This window comes from Pseudomonas koreensis (assembly GCF_025447595.1).
Classification (GTDB): Bacteria; Pseudomonadota; Gammaproteobacteria; order Pseudomonadales; family Pseudomonadaceae; genus Aquipseudomonas; species Aquipseudomonas koreensis_H.
In genome coordinates, this window is sequence record NZ_JAOEJU010000006.1 from 168,838 (window position 1) to 192,916 (window position 24,079).

The 24,079-nt window shown below is 59.3% G+C and carries 20 protein-coding genes; 8 read left to right on the top strand and 12 right to left on the bottom strand.

Annotated features, from left to right (window positions below; genetic code table 11):
- Window positions 1-181: 181 nt before the first annotated feature.
- From eat to N8H71_RS10865, 8 genes are all read left to right on the top strand, one after another.
- Window positions 182-1,552 carry an ethanolamine permease gene (eat, locus tag N8H71_RS10830; protein ID WP_262193973.1) on the top strand — a complete coding sequence of 457 codons (1,371 nt, stop codon included), beginning with the start codon at window positions 182-184 and terminating at the stop codon, window positions 1,550-1,552.
- 187 nt (window positions 1,553-1,739) lie between these two features.
- Window positions 1,740-3,134, top strand: coding sequence for an ethanolamine ammonia-lyase subunit EutB (locus N8H71_RS10835; RefSeq protein ID WP_262193974.1), 1,395 nt, complete (start codon window positions 1,740-1,742; stop codon window positions 3,132-3,134).
- On the top strand, window positions 3,131-3,964 hold the full coding sequence (eutC, locus tag N8H71_RS10840) for an ethanolamine ammonia-lyase subunit EutC (RefSeq protein ID WP_431768308.1): 834 nt from the start codon (window positions 3,131-3,133) through the stop codon (window positions 3,962-3,964). The genes N8H71_RS10835 and eutC overlap by 4 nt, the downstream gene beginning before the upstream one ends.
- Before the next feature lie 116 nt (window positions 3,965-4,080).
- Window positions 4,081-4,542 carry a GNAT family N-acetyltransferase gene (locus N8H71_RS10845; protein ID WP_007958617.1) on the top strand — a complete coding sequence of 154 codons (462 nt, stop codon included), beginning with the start codon at window positions 4,081-4,083 and terminating at the stop codon, window positions 4,540-4,542.
- 225 nt (window positions 4,543-4,767) lie between these two features.
- Complete coding sequence (locus N8H71_RS10850; protein ID WP_262193976.1) at window positions 4,768-5,418, top strand: DedA family protein; 651 nt, start codon at window positions 4,768-4,770, stop codon at window positions 5,416-5,418.
- Window positions 5,419-5,422: 4 nt separating this feature from the next.
- The gene (locus tag N8H71_RS10855; RefSeq protein ID WP_262193978.1) at window positions 5,423-6,235 is read left to right on the top strand and encodes a zinc-dependent peptidase; all 813 of its coding nucleotides are present in this window, start codon (window positions 5,423-5,425) and stop codon (window positions 6,233-6,235) included.
- A 114-nt stretch (window positions 6,236-6,349) separates the two neighbouring features.
- Window positions 6,350-6,877 (top strand): inorganic diphosphatase, encoded by a 528-nt coding sequence (gene ppa, locus N8H71_RS10860; protein WP_007933577.1) that lies wholly within the window; start codon window positions 6,350-6,352, stop codon window positions 6,875-6,877.
- Window positions 6,878-7,098: 221 nt separating this feature from the next.
- Entirely contained in the window at window positions 7,099-7,836 is a 738-nt protein-coding gene (locus N8H71_RS10865; RefSeq protein WP_262193979.1) for a S24 family peptidase, read from the top strand.
- 444 nt (window positions 7,837-8,280) lie between these two features.
- On the opposite strand, the gene rffA is transcribed toward N8H71_RS10865, so the two are convergent.
- From rffA to N8H71_RS10925, 12 genes are all read right to left on the bottom strand, one after another.
- Window positions 8,281-9,432 (bottom strand): dTDP-4-amino-4,6-dideoxygalactose transaminase, encoded by a 1,152-nt coding sequence (gene rffA / locus N8H71_RS10870; RefSeq protein WP_262193980.1) that lies wholly within the window; start codon window positions 9,430-9,432, stop codon window positions 8,281-8,283.
- 78 nt (window positions 9,433-9,510) lie between these two features.
- Window positions 9,511-9,885 (bottom strand): EamA family transporter, encoded by a 375-nt coding sequence (locus N8H71_RS10875; RefSeq protein WP_262193981.1) that lies wholly within the window; start codon window positions 9,883-9,885, stop codon window positions 9,511-9,513.
- 133 nt (window positions 9,886-10,018) lie between these two features.
- Window positions 10,019-10,714: an acetyltransferase gene (locus N8H71_RS10880; protein WP_262193982.1), complete on the bottom strand. Its 696-nt coding sequence runs from the start codon at window positions 10,712-10,714 to the stop codon at window positions 10,019-10,021.
- Entirely contained in the window at window positions 10,686-11,315 is a 630-nt protein-coding gene (locus N8H71_RS10885; RefSeq protein ID WP_262193983.1) for a class I SAM-dependent methyltransferase, read from the bottom strand. The genes N8H71_RS10880 and N8H71_RS10885 overlap by 29 nt, the downstream gene beginning before the upstream one ends.
- Complete coding sequence (locus N8H71_RS10890) at window positions 11,296-12,225, bottom strand: glycosyltransferase family 2 protein (protein ID WP_262193984.1); 930 nt, start codon at window positions 12,223-12,225, stop codon at window positions 11,296-11,298. Before N8H71_RS10890 ends, N8H71_RS10885 begins: the two co-directional genes overlap by 20 nt.
- Complete coding sequence (locus tag N8H71_RS10895; protein ID WP_262193985.1) at window positions 12,222-12,914, bottom strand: WbqC family protein; 693 nt, start codon at window positions 12,912-12,914, stop codon at window positions 12,222-12,224. Before N8H71_RS10895 ends, N8H71_RS10890 begins: the two co-directional genes overlap by 4 nt.
- Window positions 12,911-14,491: a hypothetical protein gene (locus N8H71_RS10900; protein ID WP_262193986.1), complete on the bottom strand. Its 1,581-nt coding sequence runs from the start codon at window positions 14,489-14,491 to the stop codon at window positions 12,911-12,913. Before N8H71_RS10900 ends, N8H71_RS10895 begins: the two co-directional genes overlap by 4 nt.
- 229 nt (window positions 14,492-14,720) lie before the next feature.
- Window positions 14,721-15,536, bottom strand: coding sequence for a YfaP family protein (locus N8H71_RS10905; RefSeq protein WP_262193987.1), 816 nt, complete (start codon window positions 15,534-15,536; stop codon window positions 14,721-14,723).
- Between the two features lie 3 nt (window positions 15,537-15,539).
- Window positions 15,540-17,159 carry a DUF2300 domain-containing protein gene (locus N8H71_RS10910; RefSeq protein ID WP_262193988.1) on the bottom strand — a complete coding sequence of 540 codons (1,620 nt, stop codon included), beginning with the start codon at window positions 17,157-17,159 and terminating at the stop codon, window positions 15,540-15,542.
- Between the two features lies 1 nt (window position 17,160).
- The gene (locus N8H71_RS10915; protein WP_262193989.1) at window positions 17,161-21,726 is read right to left on the bottom strand and encodes an alpha-2-macroglobulin family protein; all 4,566 of its coding nucleotides are present in this window, start codon (window positions 21,724-21,726) and stop codon (window positions 17,161-17,163) included.
- Complete coding sequence (locus N8H71_RS10920) at window positions 21,723-22,388, bottom strand: DUF1175 domain-containing protein (protein WP_262193990.1); 666 nt, start codon at window positions 22,386-22,388, stop codon at window positions 21,723-21,725. The genes N8H71_RS10915 and N8H71_RS10920 overlap by 4 nt, the downstream gene beginning before the upstream one ends.
- Complete coding sequence (locus N8H71_RS10925) at window positions 22,358-24,070, bottom strand: DUF2138 domain-containing protein (RefSeq protein ID WP_262193991.1); 1,713 nt, start codon at window positions 24,068-24,070, stop codon at window positions 22,358-22,360. Before N8H71_RS10925 ends, N8H71_RS10920 begins: the two co-directional genes overlap by 31 nt.
- Window positions 24,071-24,079 lie beyond the last annotated feature (9 nt).

Consider the following 24,079-nt stretch of genomic DNA (forward strand, 5'->3'; position numbering starts at 1 on the left):
GGCTTGCTCGCGAAGACGTCCTTAATGACACAACACAAAGCCTGGCCGCTCTGGCACGGGCCTTGCGTACCCGTCATTCAGGATTTGCATGACACTGCCGCTGCGTGAACAGCATCCACCCACTCAACCGCTGCACCCGAAAGTCCAACAGATCGAACAATAAAAAAGACAGAGAGGACTTATGACTTCCACCACACAGCTCAAACCCACACTCGGCACCCTGCACCTCTGGGGCATTGCCGTCGGCCTGGTGATTTCCGGCGAATACTTCGGCTGGAGTTACGGCTGGGGCACGGCGGGAACCCTGGGTTTTCTGGTCACGGCCCTGATGGTCGCGACCATGTACACCTGCTTCATTTTCAGTTTCACCGAACTGACCACCGCGATTCCCCACGCGGGCGGGCCGTTTGCCTACAGCCGTCGGGCGTTCGGCGAGAAAGGCGGATTGATCGCCGGGATCGCTACGCTGATCGAATTCGTGTTCGCCCCACCGGCCATTGCCATGGCCATCGGCGCCTATCTGAATGTGCAGTATCCGGGGCTTGATCCAAAACTGGCGGCGGTCGGCGCGTATTTTGTGTTCATGACCCTTAACATCCTCGGCGTCACCATCGCCGCGACCTTTGAGCTGGTGGTGACTGTGCTGGCCGTCGCCGAACTGCTGGTATTCATGGGCGTGGTTGCACCGGGCTTCAGCTTCAGCAACTTCGTGCTGAACGGCTGGTCGGGGGCCAATGAGTTCACGATGGGCTCGATTCCAGGCATTTTCGCGGCGATTCCCTTCGCAATCTGGTTCTTCCTCGCCATCGAAGGCGCGGCCATGGCGGCCGAGGAAGCCAAGGATCCGAAACGCACCATTCCACGGGCCTATGTCAGCGGCATCCTGACCCTGGTATTCCTGGCCATCGGCGTGATGGTGATGGCCGGCGGCGTTGGCGACTGGCGCCAACTGTCGAACATCAACGACCCGCTGCCGCAGGCGATGAAAGCGGTGGTCGGCAACAATTCGACGTGGATGCACATGCTGGTATGGATCGGCCTGTTCGGGCTGGTGGCGAGTTTCCACGGGATCATCCTCGGCTACTCGCGGCAGTTCTTCGCCCTGGCCCGGGCCGGTTACCTGCCGAAAGGCCTGGCCAAACTCTCGCGTTTCCAGACCCCGCACCGGGCGATTCTGGCCGGCGGCGTGGTCGGCATCGCGGCGATCTACAGCGACGGTCTGGTCAATCTGCAAGGCATGACCCTGACGGCGGCGATGATCACCATGTCGGTGTTCGGCGCCATCGTGATGTACATCATCAGCATGCTCAGCCTGTTCAAACTGCGTAAAACCGAGCCGAACCTGGAGCGCACCTTCCGCGCGCCGGGCTATCCGGTGGTGCCGGCCATTGCGCTGTTCCTGGCGCTGGTGTGCCTGGTGGCGATGGCCTGGTTCAACACGCTGATCGGCTGTGTGTTCCTCGGTTTCATGGCCGCTGGCTACCTGTACTTTCAACTGACCGCCAAGCAACGCTCCGAAGCACCGGCAGACGCTATGCTCGAAGGTATCTGAGATGCACCCGCACCGGGCCTCGTGCCCGATGTCCGCCATGTAGAAGTGCACACCCATTCCTGTGGGAGCGAGCCTGCTCGCGATGGCATCGATGCGGTATCAATATTGCACCGAGCTGTCTGCATCGCGAGCAGGCTCGCTCCCACAAGGGACAGAGTCATTTACAGCATCAGGAGGAACGCGCCCCATGGCCGCATTTGCCCATACCGTCGGCGCCCAGACCTACCGCTTCGACAGCCTCAAGGAGGTGATGGCCAAGGCCAGCCCGGCACGCTCCGGGGATTTCCTGGCCGGCGTCGCCGCCCTCAACGATGGCGAGCGGGTGGCCGCGCAAATGGCGCTGGCCGACATCCCGCTCACGCATTTCCTGCAGGAAGCGTTGATCCCCTACGAAGCCGATGAAGTCACCCGGCTGATCATCGACAGTCACGACAAACAGGCCTTTGCGGTTGTCAGCCATCTTACGGTTGGCGGCTTTCGCGATTGGCTTCTGAGCGAAGCGGCCGATGAGCAGAGCCTGCGCGCCCTCGCCCCGGGCCTGACACCGGAAATGGTCGCCGCCGTGTCGAAGATCATGCGTGTGCAGGATCTGGTACTGGTGGCGCAAAAAATCCGCGTCGTCACTAAATTCCGCGGCACCCTCGGTCTGCGTGGACGCTTATCCACAAGGCTGCAACCCAATCACCCGACCGACGAGCCGTCCGGCATCGCCGCAAGCATTCTCGATGGCCTGCTGTACGGCAACGGCGACGCCATGATCGGCATCAACCCGGCCACCGACAGCATCGCCTCGATCTGCGCGATGCTGGAAATGCTCGACGCGATCATCCAGCGCTACGACATTCCGACCCAGGCCTGCGTGCTGACCCACGTCACCACCTCTATAGAAGCGATCAACCGTGGCGTGCCGCTGGATCTGGTGTTCCAGTCGATTGCCGGCACCGAAGCGGCCAACGCCAGTTTCGGCATCAACCTGAACATCTTGCAGGAAGGCTATGAAGCGGGCCTGAGCCTCAATCGCGGCACGCTCGGGCAGAACCTGATGTATTTCGAAACCGGCCAAGGCAGCGCGCTGTCGGCCAACGCTCACCACGGCGTCGATCAACAGACCTGCGAGACCCGGGCCTACGCCGTGGCACGCCATTTCAAGCCGTTTCTGGTGAACACCGTCGTAGGATTCATCGGCCCGGAATACCTCTACAACGGCAAACAGATCATCCGCGCCGGCCTCGAAGACCACTTCTGCGGCAAGTTGCTCGGTGTGCCGATGGGGTGCGACATCTGCTACACCAACCACGCCGAGGCCGACCAGGATGACATGGACACCCTGCTGACCCTGCTGGGCGTGGCCGGGATCAACTTCATCATGGGCATCCCTGGCTCCGACGACATCATGCTCAACTACCAGACCACTTCGTTCCACGACGCCCTCTACGCGCGCCAGACCCTGGGCCTGAAACCGGCACCGGAGTTCGAGCAGTGGCTGGCGAACATGGGCATCTTCACCCAGGCGGACGGCAAGGTCCGCTTCGGCAACAACCTGCCGCCGGCCTTCCGCCAGGCCTTGGCGCAACTGGGATGAGTCAGATGGAAAAACCGCCCGTCGATCCGCAAAACCCGTGGCTGGAGCTACGTCGCCTGACCCCGGCGCGCATTGCCCTCGGCCGCACCGGCACCAGCCTGCCGACCAGCGCACAACTGGATTTCCAGTACGCCCACGCGCAGGCCCGTGATGCGGTGCATCTGCCGTTCGATCACGCCGGGCTCAGCGCCCAACTGACCGAGCGCCAGCGCGACAGCCTGCTGCTGCACAGTGCCGCAGTGGATCGCAACAGCTACCTGCAACGCCCGGATCTGGGGCGCAAACTGAGCGATCAATCGGCACAGGCCCTGCGCGAATACGCCAAGGCGCATCCGGGCGGTGTGGATCTGGTGATGGTGGTGGCGGACGGCCTCTCGGCGCTGGCGGTGCATCGGCATACCCTGCCGTTTCTCACCCGTCTGGAGGAACAGATGAGCGCCGACGAATGGTCGACAGCGCCGGTAGTGCTGGTGGAACAGGGACGTGTGGCGATTGGCGATGAAATCGGCCAGTTGCTGGGCGCCAAAATGGTCGTGATGCTGATTGGAGAGCGTCCGGGCCTCAGTTCGCCGGACAGCCTGGGTTTATATTTCACCTACAATCCAAAGGTCGGCCTCACGGATGCTTACCGCAATTGCATCTCCAACGTGCGGCTGGAAGGGCTCAGCTACGGCATGGCGGCGCATCGCTTGCTGTACCTGATGCGCGAAGCCTGCCGGCGACAGCTGTCGGGTGTCAATCTGAAGGACGAAGCGCAGGTTCAGACGCTGGAATCGGAAGCCGGTGCAGACATGAAGAGCAATTTCCTACTCGATCCGCCCCCAGCCTGAACCGTTTCCGCATTGCCTTTCTGCGCCGGTTTCAGGCAGGATCGATGCACGGCCGCCCGGGTTTCCCATCGCCGTCAGAGCACGTGAAGACAGCCACTTGAAGGACGAGACCTACCATGCGGATTATCCAAGCGACCCTCGAACACCTGGATTTGCTGACCCCGTTGTTCGTTAAGTACCGCGAGTTCTACGGCTCCCTGCCTTATCCGGACTCGTCCCGGGCCTTTCTCGAAAAGCGCCTGCGACGCAAGGAATCGGTGATCTACCTGGCCCTGGCCGATGACGACGACAAGAAGCTCATGGGCTTCTGCCAGCTCTACCCGAGCTTTTCCTCCCTGTCGCTCAAACGCGTGTGGATCCTTAACGACATCTACGTCGCCGAAGACGCCCGCCGCCAGCTGGTAGCCGACAACCTGATCCGCACTGCGAAGAAAATGGCCAAGGAAACCCAGGCCGTGCGCATGCGCGTCTCCACGAGTGCCGACAACGAGGTGGCGCAAAAAACCTACGAATCCATCGGATTCAAGGAAGATACCGAATTCAAGAACTACGTACTGCCGATCAGCGACGAGCTCTGATCGCGGGTGTCTGCGGGGAGGGATCAGACTCCCTCCCCAAAATGAACTCCAACCCGACATTTATTCACACCGACATCCCCCGCTACAAAACCAACGCGCTTTTCACCTCTCAAACCGTATAATCCCGAGCTTTCCGGCTTGTAAGAAAAACTACACCCGCTTGTAGGCTTACACGAAGTCATCCGCACAGGTCTGCCGAGTCAGGCCGTCACCACAGGTGCCTCCATGGATTTCAACCCGCTCGATCTTGTCCTGCATCTCGACGTTTACCTCGACCTGCTGGTGAATAATTACGGGCCATGGATCTACGCCATCCTGTTTCTGGTGATCTTCTGCGAGACCGGTCTGGTGGTGATGCCGTTTCTGCCGGGTGACTCCCTGCTGTTCATTGCCGGCGCAGTGGCTGCGGGCGGTGGCATGGACCCGGTGCTGCTGGGCGGCCTGCTGATGTTGGCCGCTATCCTCGGCGACAGCACCAACTACGTGATCGGACGAACGGCGGGCGAAAAGCTGTTCAGCAATCCGAACTCGAAGATCTTCCGCCGCGATTACCTGCAGCAGACCCACGATTTCTACGACAAGCACGGCGGCAAAACCGTGACCCTGGCGCGTTTCCTGCCGATCATCCGCACCTTTGCGCCGTTCGTCGCCGGTGTCGCGAAGATGCCTTACCCGCGTTTCTTCGGGTTCAGCGTGTTCGGCACCGTCCTGTGGGTTGGCGGTCTGGTAACTCTGGGCTACTTCTTCGGCAACGTGCCGTTCATCAAGAAGAACCTGTCGTTGCTGGTGGTCGGCATCATCCTGCTGTCGCTGGTACCGATGATCATCGGCGTGGTTCGCAGCCGTTTCGGCGGCACCAAAGCCCAATCGCACTAAGCCGATGTGGTCGCTGAGCGCCTGGCGCCGCCGGCGCATTCTGGCCAGGCACCCGATTGCCGACGAACTGTGGCAACGGGTGCGCCATCACCTGAGTTTTCTCGATGGCATCACTGCCGCTGAAGACCAGTGGCTGCGCGAAACCAGTGTGCTGTTCCTCGAAGACAAACACCTGACCGCCCTGCCCGGCGTCGAACTGCACCAGGAACAGCGCCTGTTGCTCGCGACCCAGGCGCAATTGCCGCTTTTACATCTGGGCGATCTGAACTGGTATCAGGGTTTCCACGAAATCGTCCTCTACCCCGACGACTTCCTCAGCCCCCAGCGCCATCGCGATGCCAGCGGCGTCGAGCATGAGTGGGACGGCGAGCACAGCGGCGAAGCCTGGCAACAAGGGCCGATCATCCTTGCCTGGCCCGGCGTGATGGCCAGTGGCGGCTGGGAAGGCTACAACCTCGTAATCCACGAACTCGCGCACAAGCTCGACATGCTCAACGGCGACGCCAACGGCCTGCCGCCGCTGCACGCCGACATGCGGGTGAAAGACTGGGCCGAGGTGATGCAGGCCGCATACGACGACCTGAACCGTCAGCTCGACCTCAACCCGGACGCTGAAACGGCCATCGACCCGTATGCCGCCGAAAACCCGGCCGAATTTTTCGCCGTCACCAGCGAGTACTTCTTCAGCGCTCCGGATCTGCTGCATGAGGCTTATCCACAGGTGTATGCGCAGTTGCAGCTTTTCTACCGCCAGGATCCGTTGGCGCGCCTGAAGCAACTTCAGGCCACCGACCCGGTCTATCAGGCTCACGAGTAAAGGTCTGCACGACTTCCGGTACGTGGCGTCCACGGCAGAATATGCCTATAATCGCCGCCACTTTTTGGTCAATCCGGCCAAGTGTTTTTGGTCAACTAACGGGGGCAACGCCCAATGAGCTACAGCAAGATTCCGGCTGGCAAAGACCTGCCGAACGACATCTACGTCGCGATCGAGATCCCGGCCAACCACGCGCCGATCAAATACGAAATCGACAAAGACAGCGATTGCCTGTTCGTTGACCGTTTCATGGCCACCCCGATGTTCTACCCGGCCAACTACGGTTACATCCCGAACACCCTGGCTGACGACGGTGATCCCCTGGACGTACTGGTCGTGACCCCTTACCCGGTTGCTCCAGGTTCGGTAATCCGCGCGCGTCCGGTCGGCATCCTGAACATGACCGACGACGGCGGCGGCGATGCCAAAGTCATCGCAGTCCCACACGACAAGCTGTCCCAGCTGTACGTGGACGTGAAGGAATACACCGACCTGCCAGCCCTGCTGATCCAGCAGATCGAACACTTCTTCGCGAACTACAAAGATCTCGAAAAAGGCAAATGGGTGAAAATCGAAGGCTGGGACGGCGCTGACGCTGCCCGCGCCGCGATCACCAAGTCGGTTGCCGCCTACAAAGGCTAAGCCTCGCGACCTGCGACACGCTTGAAGAAAACCCCGGTTGATCCGGGGTTTTTTGTGCCTGCTCGCCAGGTACTTAAACAGCTTGTTTATGGCGACCTACAGAAAAGTTTTAGTGTGTGTAATTTCCCACAAGGACGTCTTACATCCCGTCGCAAAATTTGCCCTGATTTTGAACACTAGGTTTATTCAAACCGCTCTAGGCCGGCCGTAGACTCGTGTTTATGAGAAAGAACACTAGCGGTCCAAGATTCAAGGCACTCCTGGAAGCTGCGAACATCACCACCACGGGATTCGCAAAGTTCTGGGGCACGGAAGCCCAAAACGTTCATAACTGGTACACCCGAGGCGTACCCGCGTATCGCATGGAAGAGGTCGCGCGCCTGTTGTCCGTCAATAGCCAATGGCTGAAGACCGGCGAAGGGCAAAAGGACGCGCCGAACTTGTACAACGCCGGCGACACACTGGACGCCCAAGCGATCCAGGGTGTCTACACGGTGCTCGAGTCCACCGACATCGAGTTGCCGCTTTACAAGGAAACCCCGACAGCCACCGGTTCAGGTAAAACCCACGTCATCAAGGACCCGGATCAGACCATACGTCTGCCCCGCAGCCACCTCGAAGCGCTGGAAATCCGCCACACCGATGCCATCTGCACCCACATGATCGGCAACAGCATGGCGGAGAAAATCGAAGACGGCTCCACTCTCGCCATCGACCGCGGCCTCACCCAGGTGGTGGACGGCGAAATCTACGCCATCGAACACGACGGCATGCTGCGCATCAAATACCTGCACCGCATGCCCGGCAACGCCCTGCGCCTGCGCAGCCACAACAGCGCCGAATACCCGGACGAAATCTTCCGCGCGGCACAAATCGAAGAGCAGAGGATTCATGTGCTGGGGTGGGTGTTCTGGTGGTCGACGCTGGGCAAGCGGCGGCCGGTGGTGCCGTTCCTCTGAGCCGCCGTTACTCCCGGTCCCAGAACAGAACTCTGCGGGAGCGGGCTTGGTCCGGGCGGCGATCCGACGATGAGGCCCGGATACCCGGTACAAATCCCTGCTTTATGCCGCAGAAATCGCTCTATTCCGCACTTGAGACTGGGAATCCCTGACAAAACTCAGTATCCTGCGCCCCACATTCGCGCATCGACCCGCCAAGCGGCCCAGATGACGCCTGACGCGGCAGACCACTGTCTGACCAAGTCCCACAGCCGGACGCAAGATCCGGATGTACGTTTTGAAGGCTGGCGCGGTTTACCAAAAATAAACCAAGCCCGTCCCCGAGAAGCCGGCCACAAGCCGGCTTTTTAATGCCTGTCTGTCTGGCCATGAACAGGGTTTGCACCTGTTTCAGCACCAGACAATCAATCGAGCTGAATGGAAAACCATCGGCCGCTTCGACGGTCAACGCCCGATTGCAAGATTATTCAGTATCGCTACGACGCGATCCTGCTGCTCCTCCGACAATCCCACCCAGAGGGGTAAACGTACGAGTCTCTCGGACTGTCGATTGGTGACCTCAAGGCTTCCATGAGCACGTCCATATCGCAGCCCGGCAGGTGACGAGTGCAGAGGAACATAGTGGAAAACCGACCAGATCTCATTGCTCTTGAACTGGTTCAGCACGTCCTGACGATCAATGTCCGATGACAACAGCACGTAATACATGTGGGCATTGTGCTCACATTCCGCCGGCACGATCGGACGTCTCAGCACGCCCTTGGTTTCCAGCGGCGCAAGTAACTCGTGATAACGATTCCAACTGGTCACGCGTTCCCGGGTGATCCGGTCAGCCTCTTCAAGCTGAGCCCAGAGAAAGGCAGCGATGAGCTCCCCCGGCAAGAACGACGAGCCGACTTCCTGCCATGTGTACTTATCCACTTCGCCACGGAAGAACCGGCTCCGGTCCGTGCCCTTCTCGCGAATGATCTCGGCATGCAGGGCCAGATCGGGCTGATTGACCAGTAATGCGCCGCCCTCTCCGGAAATCACGTTCTTGGTTTCATGGAAGCTATAGGCACCCAGGTCGCCAATGCTACCCAGCGCCCGCCCCTTGTAACTGGCCATGACACCCTGCGCAGCATCCTCGATAACCATCAGGCCATGGCGGCGTGCGATCGACATGATCTCATCCATCTCGCACGCGACGCCTGCATAATGGACCGGCACGATTGCCCGCGTACGCGGTGTTATCGCTGACTCGATCAGTTTTTCATCAAGATTCAACGTGTCTTCACGAATATCGACAAAGACGGGAACGCCGCCGCGCAGAACAAAAGCGTTCGCCGTGGACACGAAGGTGTACGACGGCATGATGATTTCGTCACCCGGCTGAATATCCAGCAAAAGGGCTGCCATCTCGAGCGCGGCCGTGCAGGAGTGAGTCAGCAATGCCGTATCACAGCCGGAACGCTCTTCGAGCCAACGATGGCAACGCTTTGTAAAGGGTCCATCACCCGCCAGGCTGCCGTTGAAGTGCGCTTCGGCTATGTAGTAAAGCTCCTTTCCCGTCATATGTGGCCAGTTGAAAGGAATTCTTGAGTTTACTTTTTTCATTTATTCTCCGAAATACGACTTCAACGCGGAACTCAATACTGAAAACAACCTGAGCCAGAAACATCGGGCGATCGGCAACTAGCCCCGGGCGGCGACCACGGTCCCCATCACGATCAATCCGACGCCCAGTGCTTTTTGCAACGTCATGGGTTCACTTAAAAACCAGGCACTCAAAAGCAAAACCACTACGAAGTTTATGCTCATGAATGGATAAGCGTGACTCAATTCAAACTTGGTCATGGCCGCCATCCACGCCAGCGAAGCCAGGAAGGCCGCGGCGAACCCCGAAAAGATTGCAGGATCCAGAAGCAGCCCTAAAAGAAACTTGATCTTGCTGAATGTATCGACTGGCAGCGGGCCAAACTGTGCGATGCGCCACTTTAGAATTAATTGGCCATACACGGTAAAACCGATAGTTGCCAGAATATAGAAGTAATCGAAAACGCGGATCACGAATGTTTCTCCAATACAGCCAGACCCATTTCCGTCCGCCCGAAACCAAAACCGTTGTAACGCCTGTAATGATATCCCGTGTGATTGACCACGAACGGATATTCCGTCATCTCGCCGCCTGTGCCAGAGTGCTTCATAGCCCCTTCAGACTCGCGCTTGGAAAGTTTGAACGCTCGGTCGCGGTACCAATATAGACACCCTCGGCAGCCGCATCTGCCAGTAACAGAGTCCCAGCACCGATAACGCATTTTTCTGCCACTTTTATATGGTCACGCAAGGTGGAATTTATACCGATGAAGCACTGCTCGCCCACTTCGACGCCACCGGAAATGGCCGCATGCGGGGCGATGAACGTGTGATCCCCGATCACCGAGTGATGGCCAATGTGACTACCACTCCACAGAGTCACATTCCTGCCAATCGACACGAAAGGTTGGACGATGGCATTTTCCAGAATCAGACAGTTTTCGCCGATCGCGCCATTATTGAGAACCGTTGCGCGGGAGCTGATATAACTGACCAGCGTGTAACCCAAAGCCTTTACAGCAAGAAACTTTTCTTTGCGTACGGCATTGAGCCTGGCATAACCGAGCGCTACAAAAAAATCGAAATGTTCTGGCGGATACTTGCCAGGCACATCCTCAAACGGAATGACAGGCAGACCACAAAAAGCGGGGTCCTTGATGTATTCGGCATCAACGGTAAAAGCGACCACTTCATATTCGGAGTCCGAACTGAAATAGAAGTGCGCAAGTTGCGCAATCTCACCAGAGCCGAATATTACAATCTGCCTTCTCATATTACTTTCGCACCAGAATAGTAAACTCATACAACCCATAGTCATGCAGCAACGCTACTTGACGGGAGTAACGACGCTTGCACAAATCAAACAACTGACCTGGATCCGCGTAGTACAGATAATCACGCTTCTTGTCTTCATCGGAATATGAAGTCAGGCAATTGAAGGAAAAACCGCGTCGGCTGGATTGATCCAGGGTATCCAGCGTCGCCTGAAGGTAGTCAAACCATTCGGCATCCGAGCGTTGCTGACGAACACTGAAAATACCACTGGCGACACTGTAGTCATTCACCACATCGGGTTTCGATGCAGTGAGCAATCGCGCAGTGGCGGATTGGATGCGGGACTCGGCGGCCGCCGTCATTTCCGCCGACACATCCACCCCCAGATATGAAGCCCTGGGATGTTTCGCCACAAGAAAATCGTACAGCGCACCGTAGCCACAGCCCAGGTCTGTCAACGAAAACGTCGATAACGACGGATCGATGATCTTGCATAACTGCTCGAATCGGAGAAGTTGACTCTCTTCGCCGTTCCAGTCGACCCCACGAGGCGTAACGCCGTGCTCGGCCAGTTTTTCCGAGTAGTACGTCGCTACTTCTTTGAGCAAGTCATTCTTGTCGCTGTGCATAAATCTGTCTCACGATGGTATAGGGGCGCTGTTTCGTTTCCGAGAAAATCCTCGACAAGTAGATACCCACTACACCGATGAACGAAATGATCATACCGCCGAGCAACCAGATCGACGCCATCACCGAAGTCCAGCCGCTCATCGGTTTGGCGAGAAACAACCAGTGCGCCACCAGATAGGCAATGTAAAGCATCGCAAACAGGGAGATGGAGACGCCGATATAGAAAATACTCACCAGGGGCGCGTTACTGAACGAGGTCACGGAATTGACCAGCAGCGACATTTTCCGGCGCAAGGTATAGGTGGTTTCACTGGTGCTGTGTTTCTTGATCACACAGGGATGCTGAGCAAAGCCAGTGGTATGCCAAAGGCCTGCCATGAAGACTTCACGCTCCCGGTGCTGCAACAGGGCATCCACATAACGTCGTGTCATCAATCGCGCTGTAACAGCGTTTTCTGGCAATGCGAGCCCGGTAAGACCTTTGAAGAAACGATAGAACCACTGGCCGCTCCAGCGCTCGAACCAGTTGCCTTTTCTGCTCTCCTGAACGCCATACACTACATCGCAGCGTTCCCGTTCCATTTGCCCGGCGAAATCCACAATCAACTCGGGCTCTTCTTCAAGATCGCTGTCAATCAGGAACACGCGTTGACCTTTGGCTTGCGCCAGCCCGGTCATCATGGCCTTGTGGTGGCCAAAGTTGCGTGACAGGTCAACCACAACGACATGCGGATCGTGCTCGGTCAACTGCACTGCCAGTTGGAGGCTGTTATCGGGAGAACCGTCGTTCACGAGGATGATTTCGTAATCGTCGCCCACCAGAGACCTGGCGGCAGCACTGGCCCGCTCGTGAAACTCGGCAACGTAGGCAGCAGACTGATAGAGAGTCGCCACAATGGAAAGATTCATGCAACGTACCTCATGTAGCGGGGAGCATCCCTGCCACAATTGAAAAGCAGATCGAGAATAGTGACGCCGTGCGCGAATTCACCCCACATCTGAGGGTATTCGGGGTAACCGGCGTAGTCGAACCAGCTGAGCTTGACCCCGGCGGCGGAAAAAAGCCCTTCATCGATGTAGTCTCTGGCCGCCGGCCCCGAGATGTACTCACTGCCACCCGCTTTCACACAGAGGTCCACCAGGCGTTCTGTCTTTCCGTCCTGCAAGGTGTAGTCCCACGAGTTGCTGATCGTAGTCTTGATAGACAGATAGCGGCAGATGGCTTCGATCAGACGGCGATTGAGCTGCGAAAGATGCGTATAGCTCTCCTGCAGGTAAAGCGGCTCCAGCCACTGGGCAATCTCAGCGAAATGCGGAGCGCGGCGGTAGTTCTGCTGCAAGGTTCGCCAATGTGCCGCAGCCCAGTCCGTGCCGTCGATTTCGGTTTCCCGAATGGTCTGATGGTATTTGCCCTTGACCGATACGGGCACGGTCAGCCATTGAATACCCTGAGGCGTTTTGATCTGGTTACGGTTTCGCCAGTCGCGTCGGGTATATTGCATATCGTCGTACAGGATGAATTCATCCACAGCGGCGATCATGTCGAAATAGCCCTTCCATGGAATATAGTTCGACTGAAGAATGGCGATTTTTTTCATTGACCCGCAACTTTTTGTTTATAGATTTCATAGGCCGGACTACTTGAATCCGGAACCCGCTCAAACTTGTCGACGATATATTGATACGTCAAAGGATGAGTATTTCTGAAGCGCAGTTCATCTCTTCCATCCAGGGCCATATCAAAAACAAGCACGAAGCCTGGTCTGGACTGCTCTATCCGGCTGATTTCCTTTTCTTCGAAACCAGCAGGGCGGGAGAACAAAGGATAAATTTCCCACATTGGGGATTTGCGTTCCAGCAGTGCATAGGCACCCGGCCAGAACGGCACGACGACAAAAGGCTTTTCTCCGGACGAATATTGACTATCCAGTTGACGAAGCACGGCTATGGCGCCTGCGGTGTCAGGGTCGACCTGAAGGTTTCTGCCGGAAACTTCGACATTCACCCAGTCTTTACTTGCCAGACTTTGCCAGCCGGGCTGAAACAGGCACATCACCCAGAAACTGCCGGCACACAGGGCAACGCCCAGTGGCCATCTTGCTTTCGATTGAACGCCGGAAAGCACAATCAGACATCCCACAAGCGTCGGAAAGACTCCTTGCGCGAGATGCCCCACATCCGCACGCGAGAAGGCGTAGTGCGCGTAGGGAAGCGAAAGGAAGGCCGATGCAACCAGCGCCGGCGGTACAGGCTTTTCCTTGAGCCTGCGATAAATGACCCATGCTACCGAGATCCCGCCAAAGGCGAGGGTCGCGACAAAGAACAGGCCCACCAGTACACCGCGGACAGCCTCACCGACCGTAGCGGTGGCAAAATCGACCGTCCACGGCCAGGGAACCGGCAACGGCAGATTTGTCGCCTGCTGCTCGAACAGAAAACGAATGCTTTCCCAAAATGCCGTGGCAAATCCCGGTATCAGCAACGCCATGAAAATCACTGGAAGAAATCCGACGACAACACCGGCCGCCCACAAAAATCCCCCTTTGAAAAAACCGGGAGCAGAGTGGTTCCTGATAGAGAGCCAGGCAATCACCCCTACACTGCCGGCAACGCCATAAACGCCGTGATTGCGTCCGAAGACTGCCACCAGACCGACCAGAATACCGGCGATAAAGTAGCGCTTGGGAACTGGATGACTGATCAGATAAGTCAGCACGCCAACCAGTAATATCGACAGGGAAATATCAAAAATCTTGTGCCGCGGAAACATCCAGAGCATTAGAGTCAATGCCGAGATCAACCAAAAGACAATATCCGGTTTTCCTGCAACTTTTCTGGATCGGGAAATCAACCAAAGTCCGACAAAAAGGCCCAGAGCCTGAAAGACCGCAACACTTGCCCGCAAACTCATGATGTCGTTGTTACCGACGACACTCATAATCGCCGCAGACCAATAATATCGCCCCGGATCGTAGGCCATGAAATCAAGTATCGGTACTTCACCCAGCATGACTCGCTGAACGCCGTACCAAAGAAAGCCTTCATCCCAAAGACTAAATCCTTTGTTTCCTTGCCATATAAAAAACAACGCGATTACAAAAAAAGAAACGATCAGTTCTTTAAAAGGTATATATAAATCGTCTTGCGCCAAACGGCTCATGATCACTTCTTTCATAAAAATCGCCATATTAATCCGCGCGGGGACAAACGTCACCCTTTTGCTCTGGCAGGCAACCTCTACGCCGCATGCAGAAACAGCGCGGCTGGTGCCCTCGCAACGGCCAATTCTGGACAGTTTCACCTATCCCGTTGCCGCTTCGAATCCTGCCGACAACCAGATTCACACAGCGGTATTTCCAGCATTCGGAATCAGTGACCCCGAGACTCGGCGAGTCCTCTGCCGCTCACGGGTAGCTGAAGGACTTTACTAACGTCAACTCCCCCACCGCCCGCATCGGCACCAGAAAAGTCTCCATCTTCTCGCTTGGCGTTCCCTCCTCCGTAATCACCGTCACCTGTGCAGTGGTCAATGGCTGTACCGCCTCTTCTCCACCTTCATCATCCCCGCGATACCCACCGCCGAAGTAGTTCACATACACCAGATACTGCCCCTTGATCGGCGCCGGCATGGCGAAAATTTCCGGGCCGTAACCAGTCGTCACGTCAACGTCCAAAGCGGCGCCATTAGGTGCGACGCGATCGCCATACCAGATGTGCGCGCCGTCGGGTGTGATCAGGTGCAAGTCGAGGTCTGTGCCGTCACTGTCCCACGCCAGCAACACCCGCAACTTGGCCGGAGTAGCGCCGCCGCTGGTGTTGAGGAACTGCGTGCGGTGCCGTTGCTGGCCGTCGGGGCTGCGGACTTCGACGCTATTGCTGCCGTTGGGGAACGAGAACGGGCGGTCAAAACGGCCGCTGTCGTCGATTTTCAGCGGCATGCTGACACCATTGACGATCAGGCGGCCGGGCTCTCTGCTTTTCGGTGTGGCTTTGATTTCGCCGCTGATACGGGCGGTGTTGGCCTGGCCGACCGGAGTATTCACCGAGGATGCCGGGTAGTTGACGGTCTGGCGGAAACTTTCGCCCTCGCCTCCTTCGGGCGCACCGCTGCGCCAGCCGCCGACCGGGGTGTCGAGTTTGACGCTGTCGGCGGCCATCGCCATCGGCAATGCATTAAGCGCGCAGAGCAACAGCAAGACCTGTGGATAACGGAGTGTCATGGTCTATTCCAGCAAAAGGTGGCGGGCGAGCCCTTCGATATAGGTTTCATCCTGGCCGTTGGGGTGTGCTTCAAAGGCCAGGTGCAGGTATTCGTGAGTCAGGTCGAGGCGGTCCTGCAAGGACAGCACGCCGCGCACGTAGATGCGCTGGCGTTCGCGATCGACGAAGGGGCGGCCGAAGGCGAGTTTGCAGACGGCGAAAGTGCTGACTTCGTTGTAGCCGGTTTCGCTTTCCAGCTTCGGACGCCAGCCGCGCCGTTGTTTTTGCAGCCAGTCCTGCGCGGCGGGCAGTGCTTCGCAGGACGCCACCGGGTTGTCCCAGCGGCTGAGGCTGGCGCGCGGATAAGCGTGCAGCAGGATCGCGTCGTAACGCTGGCCGGCATTGGCTTGTTCGACGGCCTGCTGCCAGGCGAGTTTGTCGGGGCCGGGTTGATCGGAGTGATAAGTGACGGTGCTGCCGGCCAACACCAGATCCGCCGTCCACGCCGTGATGTTGCGCGACTCGGCAGAGGCCGGACGCGGTGCGACACGTTGACGGGTGCTGCTGTCATCGATGCTCAGACATTCGCCGTTGCGCGTGGCGTTTTGCAGCAGATACGTGCGGATTGCCACGGCCAATGCTTTGGCGGCTTCGGCCGGTTCGGGTCTGGCTTCACGCTCCAGCACGCGGGCGACGTATTCTTCGCGATCCAGCCGGGCCACCAGCTTGTCGTTGAGCAGAAACAGCTCGCCGTCGCTGTGGATATCCAGCGCATTACCATTGGCGAATTCGACGCGATAGTCACCCTGCAACGGGCCTGAGCCAGCAACGCGCTCCCCCGACAGAACCCGCGAAACCGGATAACGCGAGAACAGTCCGACTTCGACACAATGCCCTGCTTCCGCCGGCCATGATGCGGGCAACACCGTCGCCAACGCCGAACCGTAATGCCGCAAAACCATCTGACTGGTGCCCCGGCCACCGGCCCAGACCGGTGAACCGTCCGCCGTCCAGCCAGCGAATCCGCCCTGACGTGATTGCGGGTCCTGATCGCCGAGCCAGCTCCAGGTCTTCACCCTCAAGCGCCCGCCGAGTTCACCCACGACATTGCCGTCCGCCGCGTTCAACACCACGTCGAGCAGCACACGGCGCAGCTGATCCTGAGCCGGCAACAAAGTCAAAACCTTCAGCAATTCAGCCACTGAAACCCGAGTAGCCGGTTGCACCGATGGCAGGTCCAGCAACCACGACGGCGCCTGTCGCGCCTGCCAATAGGTTCTCCAATCGCCAGCGGTTATGCCCAACCGCGCCGGCTCGAAATACAGCCCGCAGGATTTCACCAGCGCCTGATCACGTTCGACGTTCCCGCCTGCGGTGCAGCAATAAACCTCTTCCTTCGACTGCCCGCGACATTCATACGCCGATTCCCGCGCGCCGGTATCCACCAGCCACGCGTAAACGAACACCTTCCACAAACTGCCCAGCGGCGTATCCAGCGACGACGGCAACGCCTCGCGAGCGGTCAGTTGCGTCGGGTTCAGCGACAGCAATTCGCCTTTGTAGGCCACGCGCAAAGGTTCATCCTGCGCCGTCGCCAGCGCAGGAATCACACACATCAGCAGCCACAGCAGCGGCCGGGTCATGTCAGTTGACCGTGACCTGACCGAGGGCGGCTTTCGCTTCCTGGGCCTGATGCTGCGGTGCGTAGACCTGAGTGAAGCGTACCGGCGGCAGGTTGAACTGGCCCTTCTGCGAGAAGCGCACCAGATGGCGCAGACGCAATTCACCGCTCAACGCATCTACCGGCACCGCGTAGGCCAGTTGACCCGGCTCGAACCGTGCTTTTTCCAGCGCGGTCGGCTCGGTGCCGTCCTTGCCCTGCAACTTGATGCCCCACGTGGTGCGCTCGACATCCGCGCCCGGCGGCAGCGGCACTTCAAGCATGCCGTAGCGCAGCGGTTTCGGTGCTTTGCTGGTGAGGATCACCTCGTCCAGATACAGGCTGTCGCTGGACAACGGCTTGCTACCGACCGGCTCCAGTTTGAAAGTGAAGGCTTCGTCACCCGGCACCAGACGCGACAGGCGACGAGTGATGGTCACCGCCATCGGATCGACCGCCGGTTGCTGGGTCTGGTAACTCAGCGCCGCACGCAATGGACGCTCCTGAGTGCCCGACACCGACAACACGCTCGGCACCGGTGCAGCACCCTGCCACGTCCAGAACATCTCGCCGGTCGCGCCGTAGTTTTTCTTCCAGCCTTCGCCCGGTGCCAACGCGATGGTCGGCGACGCCTGGGCGATGCTGCGTTGCAGCCAGGTCAGCGCCAGCGCACGTTCGAGGGTCGATTGCTGTGGCAACAGGCGTTGCAACAACGCTGTCCCGCGAGCCTGATCGAACGGTTGCAGCGACAAATTCAGCGCTTCGGCAAACGGCTGCGAACTGACCGACAGACGCTGTTGTGCAGCGCCCAACTGACGATTGAACGCGTCCGGCAAAGCGACTTTCGATTGCGTGGCCAGCGATGCGGTCAATACCCGTGCCGCCGCCAGACCGAGCGCCGAATCCGGATCGCCCATCACCAGACTGTCTTCACCGTCGTCCATCAGGTTCGCGGCATTGCCTTCACCGGCCTTGGCCAGATCGTCCATCAAGCCGCTGAGCAGCGTGTTGACCGGCAGATGCATCTGCTTGGCGAACGACAGGATCAGCGCCCGTTGCAGCAATGGCGTGTTCGGCGACTGCTTGGCGTAGACCTCCAGCACCCGCTGCCAGTGCTCCGGCGGCAAGGTCAGATCCAGCACCTGACTGGCGTTCCAGTCGGCGTAATAGGCGTAAGCGGTGAGGAACGCATCCGGCTCGCCGTCGAAGCCCCACCAGGTGAAGCTTGCCGACGGCCCGGCCATTTGCACCAGACGCAAACGACTGTTCTGCATGATCAGGCGCAAGCGGTCGCGGATCTGCGGGCTCGACGCCAGCGACGGATAAGCGATGCTCAGCGGCAGCAAACGACTGGCAGTCTGCTCGACGCCGCCGTATGGATAGCTGAGCAAATCGTCGAGGGCCGAACGGAACAGCGCTTGCGGGCTGTCATCCAGACGCAAGCGAATATCGGTGGCGTCCGCCGGCAGGCTCAATGGCGTATCGCCGCTGGCCACATCAAGGCTCTGGGTCTGCGTCACTTGCCAGCCTTCGCCGGTCGCGGTCAGGCGCACAGCCAGGGCATCGGCGGTCTTGCCGTCCTGCACCAGCTCGGCTGTCCACTCGCCGGTGGCCAATGCGAACGCTGGCAGCGGCAGGTAGTTGATACCGTTGTTCAGCGTCACCGGCAGGCGCTGTTCGACGCCGGCGTAGTGCGTCACCAGCTCAGCCTTGACCGGTTTTTCGGCCTGACTGAAGGCGAACACGCCGAGTTGCGGCTGATCGCCCTTGCGGAATTTGCTTGGCCCGCTCCACTTCAGGTACAGCGGTTTTTCCGAGCGCACGAACTGCTTCTTCTGCCCGACCTGCCCGTCATCGGCAATCGCCCGCGCGGTGATGCGCCAGCGGGTCAGCGAGTCCGGCATCTTGAAGGTGAAGCGGGTCTTGCCGTCGGCGTCGGTCAGCAACTCTGGCTGCCACGCAGCGGTATCGACGTCTTCGCGACGCGGCCGCTCCAGCACTTTCACCCCGCGTTCGCTGCGGTTGGCCTTGCCCGGTGCGCCCGGGCTGCCCGGCAGCGCCACGTCGTAGCTGATGAACGACAGGCTGGCGCTGGTGCGCACGTTGTTGCGGCGCGGGTGGTAGAAGAACTGGTCGATGGTCGGCGCGACTTCCGGTTGCAGCGCGTAGACCATTTCGTCGACCACGCTGACCGTCAGGTGCGCCGGCACAGCCTTGCCGGCGAACTGCGTGGTCAGGTCGACGGTCACGGTATCGCCCGGCTGATAAGTCTCTTTGTCGGTCTTGATCGCCACGTCGATCTGCGGCGCGACGACCTTGATCCCGGCGTTCTGGAAGCTGTACTGACCGCCCTTGGTGTAGAGCACGGAGAACGTCAGGTTTGGCGCGAAATTGTCCTTCACCGGGATACGTGCGCGGTATTGGGTTTCGCTGAGTTTTTCCAGTTTCAGCCAGTCGCCACCCTTGACCAGCAGCGCGGTGGCTTCGACCTTGTCACGTTCCAGCGACAGCAGTGCATCGCTGACCGGCTCCGGGAATGTAATCAGCGCAAGCGCTTCGTCGCCAGCCTTGTACTCGGGTTTGTCGAGGACGATTTCCACGGTGCCCGGCACTGCCTTGACGCCATCGCCGGTGACCGAATGACCGGTCGCACCAAGCACTCGGCCGTGCTGATCTTTCAGCGACAGGTTGTAGGTGCCCGGGCGCTCGAAGGCCACGCTGAAGCTTTTGTCTTTCGCCGCTAGTTTGCCTTCGCCGGTGGTCTGGTCTTCCAGACGCACCCAGCTGTAGCTGCTCGGCACAACGGCCTGCGCCTGTTGGCTGCCGCCCTCATTGGCGTAGCTGAACGCGACCTTGTCACCGACTGCGCTGAAACGCTGCAGCGCGGTCAGGCGGAAGCTGGCAGCACCGCGGTCGATGAGTATTTCCTTGGTGGTCTTGACCCGATACGCCGCGCCATCACTGGCAAACACGGTGAGCATGTAGCGGCTCGGCTTGTCGGCGGCCGGCAGGTCGAGGGTCGCGTTGCCCTTGCTGTCGGTGGTCAGTTCGGTGCTGGTCAGCTCCACCGGGAATTGCCCGAGGTATTGCAGCTCGTTGTCGACCATCGACAGTTGCTGGGCGCGCAGGCTCAGGGTCAGTTTGGCGTTGGCCACCGGTTTGCCGTCCGGGTAAAGCAGCACCAGGCTGCCCTTCACCGGCTCGCCGGTGCGGTAATCCTGCTTGGCCAGATTCAGCGAGATTTCGAAGTGCGGCTTGATGTACTCCGCCACACGGAACGCACTGCTGTAGGCCTGATCCTTGTAGTTGAAACGCAGCTCGTAACCGCCGGCCACGGCGTTGTCCGGCAACTGGAAACGGCCCTGGGTGCCAGCCTTGGAATCAAGTTTCAGATCCAGACGCTGCAACTCGGTGCCGGAGGCATCGAGCACGCTGACATTAACGTCCGCTGCGCCCGGCAACACTGAATCCCGAGCATTCTTGAATTCACGGCCGACGATTTTCAGCGACACCCAATCGCCCGGGCGATACAGCGGTCGGTCGGTGAAAGCGTAGAGTTTGGTGTCGTAGATTTCGCTGTCGTAATAGAAGTTTTCCGAGACGAACACCCCGCCCTCTTCGTCCTCGCCGATCACGAACGAACGCTCGGGGCTGACGTGTTTCAGGCGCAGCAGACCATCAGTGTCGGTGGCGCCGCTGCTCATCACGCCGAGGCCATCGGTCCACAACACATTGACCTTCGGCACCGAGCTGCCTTCATGTTTGCGCGCAGCCCACACCAGCAATTCATCACCGGCAATCTTGCTCACCGCCACGGTGTTGGAGACGAAAACCATGGTGGTCGCGCGGTATTTGCCGATCAGCGCTTCGACCAGATACAGGCCCGGTTTCAGATTGCCCAGCGGGATGTAGACGTTACCCGGCGCAACACTGACGAACTCGCTGGAAGACCCGGCCAGATTGACGCCGGTCGGCGGCTGGATCGGCTTGGCCTGCCACAGCGGATAACGGAACTGGCTGACCACCGGCAGGCCCGGAATCAGGGCGAACTGCGGTTGCGCGTCGTACGGCGTCGGCGCGGCGATGGCGTTGCCCATCTTCAGTTCCGGCACTTCTTCGGTGACTTGCTGACGCGACTCGTAGGAGAACGCACGCTGCATCACCCGACGGGATTTGCGGTACCAGTTGTCCCAAAGGTACGCGAGGGTGTTCGACAGGCCTTCGCCCTTGAACTGGCCGTCACTGACAACGCGGTGCAGGTTCTTCTGGCGCTTGAGGAAGTCCAGCGGCTTGTCGATTTTGTACACCCGAATGTCGGCGCCGCCGTACGGTTCCATGCGGAAACGACGGTAGTCACGACCCGGGGCTTCAAGGCGCACCACCGCCTGTTCGTCGGCGGCGAAACTGCTGTCGGCCAGCAGAAAAAAGCTCTCACCGGAGACTGGCGTGTAGCCGCTTGGCTCGACGGTGTCTTCGGCATTCACGGCCGAAAACGGCAGGACTGACAGCAACAGAAAAGGCAGTAAGCGCAGCATGCGGGCACCGGTCATTGGGAGAGAAAGTTCAGTCGATAGACGCCGATGAAGTTGGGGTTGGCTGCGTCGGGTATCCATCGGGTGTCCTTCCATGTCATGAGTTGCTGCAGGCTTGCCGAACGCATGCCGTTGTCGGTTGGGGTGGTCGTGCCGGTGTGATAGGCGATGTAGCGGCCCATCCAGATCATCAGGTGCTGGTCGTCGCCCTGATCGAAAAACATCAGATCGCCGGGCCGTGCCTGGGACACGTCGCGGCCGATCAGATGGCTGTTGAACTGAATCAGTTTGATCGCGTTGACGTAGGGCCCGACCTTGCCGCCGCCCTGCTGCCATTGCTGGGCAAGCTTGCGCTGATCGGCGCTCAGGTCCAGCTCCGGCGGCAGGTAGCGGTTGGACACGCCATTGCTGCGCAGCCATTTGTCGTCTTGGACTTTCAGTGCTTCGTTGGCGGCGAAACGCACCAGCCCCGCACAGTCCTGCTGATACCAGCGCGGGCTCGGGCCTTTGCTCAACTGCTCCTGAGCGATGCGCACGAACCAGGCGCGAAAGACTTGGGACTGCTGCGGATCGAGGGCCGGCGCCTCAACGGCTCGGGCGCCGGCGCTCAGCAAGAGCGCGAACAAGCCGAGGCTGCGGATCAACGACGTCACAGCGCTTTCCACTCCAGCGGCAGCCATTGCCAGTGACCGTCAGGCTCGCTGCCCTCCGGCAGGATCAGGGCGTATTTGCCCATGCCGCCGAGGGTGCGCAATTTCGGAATCAGGTAGGTTTGCGCGGCGTTGTAGAACACCGGCTCCATGTCCTGCGGCAAGCTGTCGAGGGTTTCCTGCTGGATCAGTTGCGCCATCGAATCCGGGCCGAAGTAGATCGGCATCAGCACGTCTTTCGGCAGCACATCGGCCATCGGCGGGAAGCGTTTGTCGAGGGTGCCAAGGGCCTTGTCGACCAGTTTGTCGTCGAGGGAAAACAGCAGCGTCGAACCGTGGCGCGCGAGACTGACTTTCATGAAGGCTCGACCGGTGATCGCGTCCGGGTTCTCGGCATCCTTGGCCGCGTAGGGGCCGAAGTTGGAACTGACCTGACGCTGCCAGAGGTGGCTCTGGCCTTCCTGTTTCTCAACCACCGGGAACGCGTGCTCGTCGACCTTGCTTTCGTAGGCGCCGACCATCGAATCGAACAGCGTGCCGATATCTGCGTCGAGTTTGCCGCTGTCTTCGTCGTTGAGACTGGCCACCAGCAATGGCGTGTACAACCGCGAATCGGCGTACCAGCACAGGCCCGCCGCGCCGGCCACGTGCTCGGTGAGTTTCTGCGCCACGGCTTCTTCGGCGCCGAGTTTCACCAGCAACGGTTTCTGTGGCTCGGCAGCGACCGGCAAGGTCACGCAGGCACTGGCGCCCAGCGGCATGGCTTGCCAGACCGGTTTGAAGTCGAAGTCCGGCTGGTTCTCCAGCTCATCCATCGCGAGATAGCTGTGCCAGCCCTCGTCGTCCATGTCGAAACGCAAACCGGCGAAGTTCGGGATGAAACGCTGGTAACCCATGGCCAGGACGCTGGAATTGACCGACAGGCGCTGTTTGGTTTCAGGTGTCTTGGCCGTGAGCCCGAATGCTTCGGGGAACAGTTTTTCACCGTTGAGCAACGCCGCCAGCGCTTGCGGCGAAACGTGGCCGGACTCCTCGGAAGCACCACTTTCCGGGTCGTAGAATTTGGTCGGGTTGGACAGCACTACCAGTTTGTCGCCACGGGAGGCGAACAACAGGGATTTGCCGGCGTTGTAGGTCAGTTGATACAGCGGCACTTCATCGCCGCCGACTTTCAGGGTGCTGAACACGCTCAGTTGCGAATCATCCAGCGCGACTTTCGCCAGCGGCTCCAGCACTTTGGCCAGCCCGCCGCGATCCATCACCAGCAGGAAATCCTTCAGCCGACCGTCGGCGCCACGCCACAGCGCGACGTCTGCCGGTTGATCGAAGAGCTGCTCGATCAGGCTGTCCTGCAACTTCAGGTCATGCTCGTAGATGATCCGTCGCAGACTGCCGATCAAGCCGAGGCGGTCGGCGTGGGTTTCGTAATAGAAGACGAAATCCTCGGTGAGCGTGGCCTTGAGAAACGGCACTGTCAGCAAGTCCTTGGGCAACTGGCTCAGGGAGCGGGTTTCCAGCAGCGCGTCCGGGCGGCTCAGGCCGAGCTTGTCGCTGGCCAATTCCGCCGGCGGCGCCTTGGGTTTGTGCATCAGCCAGCCGAGCCCGCCCGCCACGCCGGCCACCAGGCACAGCCCGACCGCCAGCAACGGCCAGCGCCGGGAAGGTTTGCCCGCAGGTGTTACGGCGGCCGGTGTAGCAGTGTTATCGCTCATCTTTCCAGA

Coding starts and splice junctions, on each gene's coding strand:
- N8H71_RS10900 (WP_262193986.1), bottom strand. CDS start 14,491: ATGAAAGAAGTGATCATGAGCCGTTTGGCGCAAGACGATTTATATATA.
- N8H71_RS10880 (WP_262193982.1), bottom strand. CDS start 10,714: ATGAGTTTACTATTCTGGTGCGAAAGTAATATGAGAAGGCAGATTGTA.
- rffA (WP_262193980.1), bottom strand. CDS start 9,432: ATGAAAAAAGTAAACTCAAGAATTCCTTTCAACTGGCCACATATGACG.
- eutC (WP_431768308.1), top strand. CDS start 3,131: ATGAGTCAGATGGAAAAACCGCCCGTCGATCCGCAAAACCCGTGGCTG.
- N8H71_RS10895 (WP_262193985.1), bottom strand. CDS start 12,914: ATGAAAAAAATCGCCATTCTTCAGTCGAACTATATTCCATGGAAGGGC.
- eat (WP_262193973.1), top strand. CDS start 182: ATGACTTCCACCACACAGCTCAAACCCACACTCGGCACCCTGCACCTC.
- N8H71_RS10910 (WP_262193988.1), bottom strand. CDS start 17,159: ATGACCCGGCCGCTGCTGTGGCTGCTGATGTGTGTGATTCCTGCGCTG.
- N8H71_RS10835 (WP_262193974.1), top strand. CDS start 1,740: ATGGCCGCATTTGCCCATACCGTCGGCGCCCAGACCTACCGCTTCGAC.
- N8H71_RS10845 (WP_007958617.1), top strand. CDS start 4,081: ATGCGGATTATCCAAGCGACCCTCGAACACCTGGATTTGCTGACCCCG.
- ppa (WP_007933577.1), top strand. CDS start 6,350: ATGAGCTACAGCAAGATTCCGGCTGGCAAAGACCTGCCGAACGACATC.
- N8H71_RS10915 (WP_262193989.1), bottom strand. CDS start 21,726: ATGACCGGTGCCCGCATGCTGCGCTTACTGCCTTTTCTGTTGCTGTCA.
- N8H71_RS10925 (WP_262193991.1), bottom strand. CDS start 24,070: ATGAGCGATAACACTGCTACACCGGCCGCCGTAACACCTGCGGGCAAA.
- N8H71_RS10865 (WP_262193979.1), top strand. CDS start 7,099: ATGAGAAAGAACACTAGCGGTCCAAGATTCAAGGCACTCCTGGAAGCT.
- N8H71_RS10890 (WP_262193984.1), bottom strand. CDS start 12,225: ATGAATCTTTCCATTGTGGCGACTCTCTATCAGTCTGCTGCCTACGTT.
- N8H71_RS10855 (WP_262193978.1), top strand. CDS start 5,423: ATGTGGTCGCTGAGCGCCTGGCGCCGCCGGCGCATTCTGGCCAGGCAC.
- N8H71_RS10885 (WP_262193983.1), bottom strand. CDS start 11,315: ATGCACAGCGACAAGAATGACTTGCTCAAAGAAGTAGCGACGTACTAC.
- N8H71_RS10905 (WP_262193987.1), bottom strand. CDS start 15,536: ATGACACTCCGTTATCCACAGGTCTTGCTGTTGCTCTGCGCGCTTAAT.
- N8H71_RS10920 (WP_262193990.1), bottom strand. CDS start 22,388: ATGGCTGCCGCTGGAGTGGAAAGCGCTGTGACGTCGTTGATCCGCAGC.
- N8H71_RS10850 (WP_262193976.1), top strand. CDS start 4,768: ATGGATTTCAACCCGCTCGATCTTGTCCTGCATCTCGACGTTTACCTC.